This window comes from Asaia sp. BMEF1 (assembly GCF_051628905.1).
Classification (GTDB): domain Bacteria; phylum Pseudomonadota; class Alphaproteobacteria; order Acetobacterales; family Acetobacteraceae; genus Asaia.
Genome location: NZ_CP157575.1, coordinates 192,772 through 204,228, shown reverse-complemented (window position 1 = coordinate 204,228; position 11,457 = coordinate 192,772). Strand labels below are relative to the sequence as shown.

Below are 11,457 nucleotides of genomic sequence, written 5' to 3'. Positions count from 1 at the left end.
ATTCCTGAGTTGGACGATGAAAAAGGGGTAAGAAGCGCGAGCTTCTCACCCCTTTTTTCGATGATGGACGTGTCAGCGTTCAGAATTTTAGCAAGGCTTGCCCAGTTCGAGGCCTGCCTCCTGCAATACGCGATAGGCGTCCAGCATGATGGCATTGGTCACACCGCCAACGTCACGCACTGACGACACTTTTGCAGACAGCGCCAGCGTGATGCCTGTTTCGGTGATAGCCGAAATTGCCACGCCTGGTGGCGGGGTCTGAAGGATATCCTCACGCTTGGTCATCATGTCCATCAAGGCGAGCTGTGCCTTCGTCGCGTCGGCTCTCGGCGAGATCGTGACGGTCGCTGATGCGGCACTCAGCGAGGTGCCGAGCGTGGCGTTACGGACCGCCGAGGTGATAAATTGTGAGTTCGGCACGATCATGGTCGAGCCATCACCCAGGCCGATCTCTGTCGAGCGCACACTGATACGCTTGACGTCACCCTTGATGCCGCCCAGCTCAATGAGATCGCCCACACGAATTGGTCGCTCAGCAAGCAGGATCACGCCAGAAACAAAATTCTGCACAATCGCCTGCAGGCCGAAACCGATACCCACTGACAGCGCACTGACAACCCAGGTAAGATTCTTGACCGTCACGCCTGCTTCGGAAAGGACCAGAAGCAGAACAGTGATCCATGCGACATAATTGAAGATGTTCAGGATAGAGGTACGTGCACCGATATCCAGATTGGTCGTGGGGAACAGGCGTGATTCGAGCCACTTAGTGAAAGCACCAATTGCATAGTACGCGACGATCATCAGAACGATGCAATAGACAGCCGTATTCAGCGAAAACTGTACGCCGTTTATCGTTTGACCAACGAACAGGCTCTGAACCCGGTCAGCCACCACCGGAATGTCGAGACTTCCCTCAGACAGGCAGATAGCGACAAAAATAATGATCAGACCGATATTCACCACGCCGGATAGCAGTACGCCGAACTGCGCCACGCGGTTAGAGTGAACACCGAGCCGGGAGAGGCGCTTGGAAATCAGCGAGCCGACCGAGAATGTCCTTGACGTGAATTCCTTCATGGCAATCGAGAGAAGCATGAGCGACGCCAGGCTGACCGAGATCGCAACCGACCACAAGGCGACAGCGAATGCGAACGCCAGAAAGCCGAGCGCAATTGCAGACCATGTGACGACTAGAATTAGCCAACCTATCCCGTAAATTGCTGGCGCAAGGCGCGCATCGGTGCTTCGTGTGAGGCGACGACACATCCATACGAAAAGCGACGTTACAACGAGCGTGAACAGGGCCTCGATGAGACGACGCGCTGTTACCGGGAAGGCATTTTCCTGCCCGATGATCATGAACAGGGTCTGGAGCAGTACGAAAATCGCGATGCACCAATCGACCCCCCAGAGAGCGCGGGCCGAGCCTTGCGAGGCTCCATCTATTGCTGTTGCCCGGCTCAGAGCCGGGAGCCCCGCACCAAGGATAAAACCGCAAAGAGGCATAATCCCTGCGATACCATGTGCGAGAACCGGGCTGCGCCCCGCGTCGAGCGAGAGGATGCTCGAGATGATTTCCCACAACAGAAACATGATCACGCCGCAAAATAACCCGCTCAGCGCGACCGGTATGAAGGATTGATGGGTCTCCGGCAGCGAGTCACCGGTGAATTTACGTACGATCTTGCCTTCAGCCATACGAAGCATCCCGTAGACCGGCCGCGAGAGCAGGGCGGTCAACAGAAAAACGGCGCAGAGCGTCCCGAGCATGTAGGGCCAGTTATAAAGCACACCTGCAAAGCCGTTATTGACGGGCGGCGCGAAGGTAAGGCGGAGTTCAGGGCCTTCATCCACAAGATCGCGCCAGAACCCGAGGCTCAAAGGCGACGCGATCCGCTCCGAAAGCAGCTCTTTCTGGCTGACCGCCCCCCTTCGTTGCACCTCAAGCTGAACCTGCTTCGCCTGAAGGCCCAGGAGTTTGCCCTGCGTGACGGTCGATTTGATATCCTGAAGTACTGCCTGAAGATGCGCACGTTGTGCGACAATGGCAGCACTCTCACCCTCGGTTTTCGCGCCGACGATATCGAGATAGCTGTCGTAAACCGTTTGATACGACGCCGCCTGTGTCTGAATGGACTGGGCAACGGATGTGATGTTATCGATCTGATCGGAGAGATCGGAAAGCGTCTCGCTGCCGAGAACGATATCGGTCCTGTTGAGTTGTCCATAAATGTATTTGAGCCGGTTCTGCGACGCGGTGATCTGCTTATTGAGAGCGGCAGAAACCGTGGCCCAGCCATAACCGTCAGACACTGAAGGTACGAGTAGCGCGCTATCCGGCGCGTTGGCAGGCGCTGCGGACACCGTTTGAGGCGATATCGAAAGGGCGAGGACTAGGAAGAGCCCATAAAAATATTTCAGGGCTGACTGCCTCTTCAAAGCTAAGATTCCGATGATCGCCTCCTTTATGATTTGGGATCCGGGAACAAAAACGATTTACCCGACCCGCAGTTTTCCAATGCGTTGTCCGGACGCTCAGCGACCGGCAGATTTCAGGTCGTCTACGGAGTCAAAGCCGGCCCGGTAGATCTCATGCAGCAGCTCGCTCTTGATGCGCGTGACCAGAGCCGGCCCATGATAGATAAGCGCACTATAGATCTGCACCATATCCGCGCCCGACCGAAGACGTTCGAAAACGTCAAAACCGCTTTCGATGCCCCCACAGGAAATCACGGCCATGCGTCCCTTGACGAGCGGAACGACGCGTTTGAGCATCTGAAGCGAAAGCTGGGCGAGGGGACGCCCGGAGAGGCCTCCGGTCTCGGTTACCAGAGGCGAGCGCAGCGAGGGTGGACGGCTGATGGTCGTATTATTCACGATCAGCCCCGCAGCACCACCTTCGGACGCGGCCTCGACAATGTCAGGCAACGCATCCGGGTCGAGATCCGGCGCAAGCTTGACGAGAAGAGGAGGCAGAGAGGCATTGGCCCGGGTGATCGCCTGCAGAATGTCACCCAGCGTCGAAGCACTTTGCAGGTCGCGCAGGCCCGGCGTGTTGGGCGAAGAGAGATTGATCGTGATGTAATCGGCCAGAGGGGCAACGCGCGAGGCCAGATAGGGATAGTCTTCAAGCGGGCGGGCATCGATCTTGTTGATGCCGAGATTTGCCCCCACCGGCACGCTGCGGAGCACGGCATTACGCCCCGCCTGCAGAGTTCTGAAACGCTCCAGACGCCGCGTGAAGCTCTCGATCCCACAGCCATTGAAACCCATACGGTTGATAATGGCCGCGTCTTCCGTCAGGCGGAACAGTCGGGGTTTTGGGTTACCTTCCTGAGGGCGAGGGGTGACGGTCCCGCATTCTACATGGCCGAACCCCATTCGAGCCAGCGCCATCGGGGCGCGCGCATTCTTGTCGAAACCGGCAGCGAGGCCAACGGGATTAGGGAAGCGCAGCCCCATGCAACGCGTACTAAGCGCAGGCACATCTTTCGGCGCATTCGGTCCCAAGCCGAGCGCAAGCGTCTCGATCGCCGCTTCGTGAGCAGATTCGGGGTCGAGACCATGAAAGAGCTTCGTCGCAAGGCGCGAAAAAGGAGAGAGGGCCATGTGTCATCCTGAGCGTGAGAGCGTCGTGGCTGTTCTATACCCCGACACCGCGCCGGGTCTAACCCCCAACCTGAGAAGGCTCATTTGTGCCGCGTTACGGCGTCAAGGCGGTTAACGCGACCTCGCAAGCGTTAAGTGGTTGCGGGTCGGGCGTCATTCATGGAAAGAGGTCACCCGGTCGTGAAGACACCGCCTTGCCTTTTGTCGTGGAGATGCCGTCATGTGGGATGAACCCTATCTGGAGACCTGCTGCCGCTCGACGCTCCATCGTGCGCTGCTTTGCGAAGGCATCGGGCGCCCACAGGCGCTGCGTGATCAACCCTGTCTCGAACGGCTTCAGGCGATGGGTTTCGTCGCCTTGGGCGCGGATGGCCGTTTCTATATCACGCCCGCCGGCCTCAGCCGCCACGATCAGGAAATCGGCCAGCTCAAACCCATGACCGCGCGTGCCTCGCGGGTGCGCGCCTGACGTGCAGCCGAGGCTCACTCCGCACTGGGGGAGAGGCCTCACCTTACAGGCAGGCAATCTTATTCGATTGACAGGATCGCGTTAACAACGCAACACTTCGAACCATACCAGGGGGTGCCTCGACAAGAGGCTGAGAGGCTGCTGGCGGTTTACCGCAGCGCAGCGACCCTTTCGCCCCGGCATGTGGGCGAAGAACCTGATCCGGTTCGTACCGGCGTAGGGATTGGTGTGAGCGGCCAGTCTTCTATCGCGACCCGTTCATCCTGCTCTTGCGCTGTCGGACATAACCCCACACCGCAAGGGGACAGTAAATGGACGACTCAACGCTTTCTACCCAATCCAAAGTCGCCGCGCGCGACCAGGCCCCTGCCCATGGCAAGGTGACCACAGGCCCGATTTCAGGCTCGCGCAAGATATTCTCAAACCCTGTCGATCACCTCGATATCACCGTCCCGTTTCGCGAAATCGATCTCGATCCGAGTGCCAATGAAGCACCGGTTCGGGTCTATGACACCTCCGGCCCCTATACCAATCCGGCTTATCACGCGGACGTTTCGCTCGGTCTGCCCGCCCTGCGCACATCCTGGCTTGCGAAGCGCGGTCTGACTGCCGTGAGCGAGACACGGGCCATCAAGCCCGAGGACAACGGCTTTGCCAGCGCGGCACAGGCTGTGCCGCAATGTCCAGCGCCGCACAAGGTTCTGGATGGCGCGGGGGCAACCCACGTCACACAGTATGAATTCGCTCGTGCGGGAATCATTACCGAAGAGATGATTTTCGTCGCACATCGCGAAAATCTGGGCCGCGCCAGCAAGGTTGAAGGCGCAGATGGACGACGGGCCGATGGCGAGGATTTCGGCGCCGAGATCCCGACCTTCATCACGCCGGAATTCGTGCGCTCCGAAATCGCCGCGGGCCGGGCCATCATTCCGGCGAATATCAATCACCCCGAACTTGAGCCGATGATCATCGGCCGCAATTTTCTGGTCAAGATCAATGCCAATATCGGCAATTCAGCTGTGACGTCTTCTGCCGCAGAGGAGGTCGAGAAAATGGTCTGGTCGATCCGCTGGGGTGCGGATACGGTCATGGATCTCTCGACCGGGCGCAACATTCACAACATCCGCGACTGGATTTTGCGCAACGCCCCCGTGCCGATCGGCACCGTGCCGCTCTATCAGGCACTGGAGAAAGTGAACGGCGTTGCGGAAGACCTCACCTGGGAGATCTATCGCGACACGCTCATCGAACAGGCGGAGCAGGGGGTGGATTACTTCACCATCCATGCTGGCGTGCGCATCGCCCATGTGCCGCTGACAGCAGGTCGTACGACCGGCATCGTCTCTCGCGGCGGGTCGATCATGGCGGCATGGTGCCTTGCCCATCATCGCGAGAATTTCCTCTACGAACATTTCGAGGAAATCTGCGATATCATGCGCCGATACGATATCTCCTTCTCGCTGGGTGACGGTTTGCGGCCTGGTTCTATCGCCGACGCCAACGATGCCGCACAATTTGCCGAGCTGGAAACGCTGGGCGAACTGGCGCGCATTGCCTGGGCCAAGGGCTGCCAGGTCATGATCGAGGGGCCGGGCCACGTGCCCATGCACAAGATCAAGATCAACATGACCAAGCAGCTTCGCGAATGCGGCGAGGCCCCTTTCTACACGCTCGGTCCGCTCACCACCGATATCGCCCCCGGTTACGACCACATTACCTCGGGCATCGGCGCCGCGATGATCGGCTGGTACGGCTGCGCCATGCTTTGCTATGTTACGCCTAAAGAACATCTCGGTCTGCCCGATCGCTCTGACGTCAAAGTCGGGGTCATTACCTACAAGATTGCTGCTCACGCTGCCGATCTCGCCAAGGGTCATCCGGCAGCGCAAATTCGCGACGACGCCATTTCACGCGCCCGCTTCGAATTCCGATGGCAGGACCAGTTCAATCTCGCCCTCGACCCGGATACTGCGCGCTGCTTCCATGACGAGACCTTGCCGAAAGAGGCTCACAAGACGGCACATTTCTGCTCGATGTGCGGTCCGAAATTCTGCTCGATGAAAATCAGCCATGACATACGGCGCAATGCCGAGCGCGAGCAGGGCATGGAGCAGATGAAAGAGGCGTTCAGGAGTGGCGGCAACAAGCTTTACGTCGCCGCGGAGGAACCTGAAAAGGTCTGAGGGTCCAAACATAGCAGGCAGGTGGAGCGACCTTTGATCGCTTCACTAATTCCCTCTACGGCTAAGACGCGCTCATTTTCTCTACGAGCGCGTCGTAGCGTGACAGGTGTTGAGTGTCTTGTTAGAGCTGCGGTTGATCTGACGAAATCAGCCGCACGGTGAAGGCATCGAAGACGCCTTCGCGGCCCTGAAGAGACACTCCATGACCTATTTCTATCTCCTCATCGCCATCTGCTCCGAGGTCTTCGCGACGACCATGCTAAAGCTGTCAGACAGCTTCACGCGTCCCATGCCCGGACTTCTCAGCGCGCTCGGCTATTGCATTTCGTTTTACGCGCTATCGCTTACCTTGCGTACGATGCCAACGGGCGTCGCTTATGCGATCTGGTCGGGGGTGGGGATTGTGCTGATTTCGGCGATAAGCTGGGCCAAATTCAAACAGGCACTCGATGCCCCTGCGATGGTTGGCCTTGGCTTCATCATCCTTGGGGTGGTGATCGTTAACGTGTTTTCCAAATCCGTGTCGCATTAAGGATTAATCTGCGTGATTTTTGCGGCGCAAACAGGCATTTGATTGACGCCAGCCATGGCGACTTCATATGGCTGGAGTATGAAGGCGCGCATGGTCCCACCCCATATCCTCGACCGACTGGCAGAATCCTACCGCGACGAACCTGATCGTAGGGCTGCGACGAACGACACTCCTCAAAAGGGAAAGGGGCGCAAAAAGCGCTCTTCTCTTGCCGTCAAGACACCGACTCTCGTCAACCTCCCTGACGAGCAGCTCAGGCGCGATCTCGCCCATGCAATCGTGCGATGCACCAGTTTATACATGCTCGAACAGAAAGACGAACTTCTCGACCACAGCGCTGCCTTTCTCGACGCATTGATGCGGCTCTGGGGAGCGCGCAACATTGACGGGGCCGAGGTTTGGCGTGAAATCGACCATCGACTTCAACTGGGCAATCTTCTAACTCAGATCAACAGCGACATCCCGCACAGCCCTGAGACAAGCCGCAGATTCTGGCGGCCCTCATCGACCAAACTGCCCTGATGGAAAACACAACCGACATTTTCGCCCTATGCATTATGGGGCTCTCGGCGCTCTGGGGTTTCATGCGAGGTTTCGCGCGTGAAATCTTCAGCCTGGGCGCCTGGGTGGGCGCTTTCATCCTGGCCAGTCAGATCGCACCGCTCATTTTGCCCTGGCTCTCCCAACGCCTCAGTGATGGTCTCGCCGCGAGCGCTCTGGCCTATGTCATCTCCTTTATCGTGCTGGTTCTGGTGCTTTCGACAATTGCCCAGCGTTTTGCGACCGGCCTGCGTAGTGTGCTGGTCGGCGGCACAGACCGCCTGCTCGGGGCCGGGTTCGGGCTCGTCCGCGGCGCGCTTGTTCTGGTGGTTCTTTATCTCGGCGTTGTCTCGGTTGCGGGTGAAATTACCGCTCACGCGCTCGTTGCAGGCAGCCGTTCCGGCCCCTACATACTGGCAGGCGTACATTTGTTGCAGGGATTTACGCCATATTTCGCGCAACTTCATCTTGCCTTGCCGCCCGCAAAAGGCCATGACGCAGCCTTCTGATCGACCCAGCCTCGACCGCCCATGCGTGACCGTGCAAAGGAGCGCCGCCAGATTATGATTCCTGACACACTCGAAACTTCGAACCGTCCCTATGAGGAATGCGGCGTCGTAGGTATCTGGGGTGCCCCCGATGCGGCCGCGCTCGTCGCGCTCGGCCTGCATGCCCTCCAGCATCGTGGTCAGGAAGCCGCAGGCATCGTCAGCCACGACAGCGAGAAATTCTGTCAGCATAAGGGGCTCGGTCTTGTCGGTGACGTGTTCAGCGATGCCCGCGTCATGGCCACCCTCAGAGGCAAGGGCGCAATCGGCCATAACCGCTATGCGACGACGGGCGGCACGCTTTTGCGTAATGTTCAGCCACTTTACGCCGATTTCGAATTCGGCGGTCTGGCGGTGGCCCATAACGGCAATCTGACCAATGCCGCGACCCTGCGTCAGGCGCTGGTCAAGCGCGGCTGCCTGTTCCAGTCGACTACCGATACCGAAGTCTTCGTGCACCTGATTGCCATCTCGCTATACGCCACCGTGCTGGAGCGGCTTGTCGATGCGGCGAAACAGGTCAAGGGGGCTTACTCTGTCGTCGCTCTGGCCCCGGAATTTCTCGTCGGACTGCGCGATCCGCTGGGCGTGCGTCCCCTGATACTCGGCCGCACCGCCGATGGCGGCTGGATGCTGGCGAGCGAGACCTGTGCCCTCGACATCGTCGGCGCCGAATTCGTGCGCAATGTCGAGCCGGGCGAGATGGTCATTATCGATAATGACGGCGTGCGTTCCATGCGCCCCTTCGCCCAGACCAGCCCGCGCTTCTGCGTCTTCGAATATATCTACTTCGCTCGCCCTGACTCGATCCTCGAAGATCACTCGGTCTATGAGGCACGCAAGCAGATCGGTGTCGAGCTTGCCCGCGAGAGCGGCGTAGAGGCCGATGTCATCGTGCCGGTGCCCGACTCAGGCGTGCCCTCGGCCATGGGCTTTGCCGCTGAGAGCGGCATTCCTTTCGAGATGGGCATCATCCGCAATCATTATGTCGGACGTACCTTCATCGAGCCCACCGACCAGATTCGCAATCTGGGCGTACGGATGAAACACTCAGCCAACACGCCGGTGCTTCAGGGCAAACGCGTGGTGCTGGTCGATGACTCGATCGTGCGCGGCACCACATCGCGCAAGATCGTCGATATGGTGCGCGCCGCAGGGGCAACCGAAGTGCATATGCGCATCAGCAGCCCGCCCACCAAGCATCCGTGCTTCTACGGCATCGACACGCCCGAAGAGAGCCAGTTGCTTGCCGCCACACATACGGTGGAAAAAATGGCCGAGGCCATCGGCGTCGACAGCCTGGCGTTCATTTCCTTCGACGGGCTTTACCGCGCGCTCGGCCATGAAGGGCGGGTAGGGGCAGAGGGCCGCTATTGCGATGCCTGCTTCACCGGCGATTACCCCATCGAACTGGTCGATAAGGAGGGGCGTCTGGTCGCCTGACCTTTCGCCCTTCACCTTCAGCAATACAAAAAAACGGGGCTCAGGCCCCGTTTTCCTTTTCCAGTCCCGTAAGAAACATGGCGACCACCCGGCGGAGATAATCCGGGTTGTCGCGCCAATACTGGTTGGGCCTGCAATGGCTCAGTTCGCACAGGATGAACGTCGCCAAAGCACTCCCAAAAAGCATATCGGTTGCCTCTTCGACGTCGTCGATCACAAGTAACCCCCGGTCACAGAGGCGTTCAAGCCAGAGTCTGAGCGGGAAAGGCCCATTTTGGCTCGAGAAGAACTCGCGCACAAAGCGACTGGCCTCGGGATTGCGCGAAACCTCGGAGATGACGACCCTGATAAGGTTAAGGCGTTTCTCCTCCATCATCGTCGCGCCCAGCGCTCTCAGACCGTAAACGAGCTGGTCCTCGACTGTTTCGCCTATCAGCTCCAGGTCGCGCAGGCCGGAGAGAAGCAGGCGATCCCTGAGAAGATGCTCGACCATATCCTGCTTCGAGCTGAACATGTGATAGAGCGTCTTCTTGGACATATTGGAACACTGGGCAATCCGGTCCATCGACGCACCGGAGTAACCATGCTGCTGAAGAACGAGCTCTGCAGCATCCAGGATCCGATCGCGTCTTTCTGTTTCGCACAGCACAGGCGGGCGTCCGCACTGACGCCGCCCCTGAACCGGGTTTTCGTCAATGAGCGCGGCGGGGGAGGATGAAACCAAATCTGACATAGTGGTAAGAAAAACCGCTCCGAGGCTGCATCCGGTCCGTTGACCAGCTTTCGGAAACCGTATAGTTCCCTATGCATGAGAAACTCAAGAGTTTCCGAAAACCTTTTTTCGGCGCAAGCGCAGGGTTGGCGGCTACTCTTGGGGCCATTGGTATTTTTGGATAGCGCCATTATGCGAGTATTTTCGTCTCTTTCTCCGCGTGCACCGTGGACCTTGAAGACCACAACGAGCCTTTCCCTGCGCCTTATTCCCCTGGCTCTTCTGACGTTCGACCTTTCAGGCTGCAAACACAAGGCGGCGGCACCCAAGCCTCCCCCGCAGGCTGTCGGCATTTACACCGTCCACCCGCATCCTCTGGAAACGAGCACAGCCCTCCCGGGTCGTGTCGAGGCTTTCGAGCAGGCTCAGGTGCGTCCGCAGGTCGGTGGTGTCATCCTGAAGCGCACTTTCGAGCAGGGAACAGATGTCAAAGCAGGTCAGCTGCTCTATGCGATCAATCCGGCCCCCTTCAAGGCGGCTTATGATCAGGCAAAAGCCCAGCTCCTTCACGCACAGGCCGCTGCGCTGAGCATTCGCGCACAGCTTGATCGTTATCGTCCGCTGGCCGCAGCTCATGCTGTCAGTAAACAGGACTACGACAATGCGTTTTCGTCAGCGAAGCAGGCCGAGGCGGACATCGCCCAGGCGAAGGCCAATCTCGATAGCGCCGCTGTCAATCTCGACTGGACACAGGTTCGCTCGCCCATCGATGGGCGTATCGGTCGTATGCTCGTCACTCCCGGTACTCTCGTGACAGCCGGGCAGACAAACGCGATTGCGACCGTGACACGCATGGATCCGATCTATGTCGACGTCAATCTGGCGACGTCCGATATGCTGCGTCTTCGGCGCGAATTTGCGTCGGGCAAGCTCGAGAAAGTCTCTGGTAATGCTGCGGCTATTCAGCTCACCCTGGAAGACGGCAGCCGTTACGACAAGGCCGGTCAGCTGCGCTTGACCGAAGTCACGGTGGACCCGGCGACAGGCACGATGATCGTACGCGCGGAGTTCCCCAACCCTGAGCGCCTGCTCATGCCGGGCATGTATGTGCATGCGGAGATAGCCGAAGGCGTCGATCCGCAGGCCGTCACCATTCCTCAGCCCGCCCTGCAGCGTGATTCAAAGGGCGACCCCTTTGTCTATGCGCTTGACGACGACAACAAGGTGACCATCCGCTTCGTCCAGCTCGATCGGGCTCTGGGCGGCGACTGGGTGATCATGGGGGGTCTCAAGGACGGCGACCGGATTATCGTCGAAGGGTTGCAGAAGGTCCATCCGGGTGCGGTGGTAAAGCCCGTCGAGAAAACGTCCGACGAAAAGCCAGCCGAAGCCCAGCCCGCGCACGCAGGATAAGAGTT

10 protein-coding genes are annotated in these 11,457 nt (G+C 58.8%); 7 read left to right on the top strand and 3 right to left on the bottom strand.

Going from position 1 to position 11,457, the window contains the following annotated elements:
* Positions 1-87 precede the first annotated feature (87 nt).
* Complete coding sequence (locus tag ABHV46_RS00835; protein ID WP_438382310.1) at positions 88-2,367, bottom strand: mechanosensitive ion channel domain-containing protein; 2,280 nt, start codon at positions 2,365-2,367, stop codon at positions 88-90.
* A 171-nt stretch (positions 2,368-2,538) separates the two neighbouring features.
* Positions 2,539-3,612 carry a quinone-dependent dihydroorotate dehydrogenase gene (locus tag ABHV46_RS00830; protein WP_438382309.1) on the bottom strand — a complete coding sequence of 358 codons (1,074 nt, stop codon included), beginning with the start codon at positions 3,610-3,612 and terminating at the stop codon, positions 2,539-2,541.
* Positions 3,613-3,832: 220 nt separating this feature from the next.
* Here ABHV46_RS00830 and ABHV46_RS00825 point away from each other — a divergent pair, with 220 nt between their 5' ends.
* The 6 genes from ABHV46_RS00825 to purF all read left to right on the top strand — a co-directional run bounded on the left by ABHV46_RS00825 (position 3,833) and on the right by purF (position 9,327).
* On the top strand, positions 3,833-4,081 hold the full coding sequence (locus ABHV46_RS00825) for a hypothetical protein (protein ID WP_336945332.1): 249 nt from the start codon (positions 3,833-3,835) through the stop codon (positions 4,079-4,081).
* Positions 4,082-4,392: 311 nt separating this feature from the next.
* Positions 4,393-6,264 (top strand): phosphomethylpyrimidine synthase ThiC, encoded by a 1,872-nt coding sequence (gene thiC, locus ABHV46_RS00820; protein ID WP_438382308.1) that lies wholly within the window; start codon positions 4,393-4,395, stop codon positions 6,262-6,264.
* Positions 6,265-6,466: 202 nt separating this feature from the next.
* Positions 6,467-6,796, top strand: a complete 330-nt coding sequence (locus ABHV46_RS00815) for a DMT family transporter (RefSeq protein ID WP_336945334.1) — start codon at positions 6,467-6,469, stop codon at positions 6,794-6,796.
* Between the two features lie 90 nt (positions 6,797-6,886).
* A complete protein-coding gene (locus ABHV46_RS00810; RefSeq protein WP_438382307.1) occupies positions 6,887-7,318 on the top strand; it encodes a hypothetical protein in 432 nt (143 codons plus the stop codon).
* A complete protein-coding gene (locus ABHV46_RS00805) occupies positions 7,318-7,845 on the top strand; it encodes a CvpA family protein (RefSeq protein WP_438382306.1) in 528 nt (175 codons plus the stop codon). The genes ABHV46_RS00810 and ABHV46_RS00805 overlap by 1 nt, the downstream gene beginning before the upstream one ends.
* A gap of 54 nt (positions 7,846-7,899) precedes the next feature.
* Complete coding sequence (gene purF / locus ABHV46_RS00800; RefSeq protein WP_336945336.1) at positions 7,900-9,327, top strand: amidophosphoribosyltransferase; 1,428 nt, start codon at positions 7,900-7,902, stop codon at positions 9,325-9,327.
* A gap of 40 nt (positions 9,328-9,367) precedes the next feature.
* Here purF and ABHV46_RS00795 read toward each other — a convergent pair whose 3' ends face one another.
* A complete protein-coding gene (locus ABHV46_RS00795; protein WP_336945337.1) occupies positions 9,368-10,060 on the bottom strand; it encodes a TetR/AcrR family transcriptional regulator in 693 nt (230 codons plus the stop codon).
* A 213-nt stretch (positions 10,061-10,273) separates the two neighbouring features.
* On the opposite strand from ABHV46_RS00795, the gene ABHV46_RS00790 reads away from it, so the two are divergent.
* Positions 10,274-11,452 (top strand): efflux RND transporter periplasmic adaptor subunit, encoded by a 1,179-nt coding sequence (locus ABHV46_RS00790; RefSeq protein ID WP_336945338.1) that lies wholly within the window; start codon positions 10,274-10,276, stop codon positions 11,450-11,452.
* The last annotated feature ends 5 nt before the right edge of the window (positions 11,453-11,457 follow it).

Excerpts from the sequence above, each read along its gene's own strand:
- ABHV46_RS00830 (WP_438382309.1), bottom strand. The coding sequence starts at position 3,612 with ATGGCCCTCTCTCCTTTTTCGCGCCTTGCGACGAAGCTCTTTCATGGT.
- ABHV46_RS00825 (WP_336945332.1), top strand. The coding sequence starts at position 3,833 with ATGTGGGATGAACCCTATCTGGAGACCTGCTGCCGCTCGACGCTCCAT.
- thiC (WP_438382308.1), top strand. The coding sequence starts at position 4,393 with ATGGACGACTCAACGCTTTCTACCCAATCCAAAGTCGCCGCGCGCGAC.
- ABHV46_RS00815 (WP_336945334.1), top strand. The coding sequence starts at position 6,467 with ATGACCTATTTCTATCTCCTCATCGCCATCTGCTCCGAGGTCTTCGCG.
- ABHV46_RS00810 (WP_438382307.1), top strand. The coding sequence starts at position 6,887 with ATGGTCCCACCCCATATCCTCGACCGACTGGCAGAATCCTACCGCGAC.
- ABHV46_RS00805 (WP_438382306.1), top strand. The coding sequence starts at position 7,318 with ATGGAAAACACAACCGACATTTTCGCCCTATGCATTATGGGGCTCTCG.
- purF (WP_336945336.1), top strand. The coding sequence starts at position 7,900 with ATGATTCCTGACACACTCGAAACTTCGAACCGTCCCTATGAGGAATGC.
- ABHV46_RS00795 (WP_336945337.1), bottom strand. The coding sequence starts at position 10,060 with ATGTCAGATTTGGTTTCATCCTCCCCCGCCGCGCTCATTGACGAAAAC.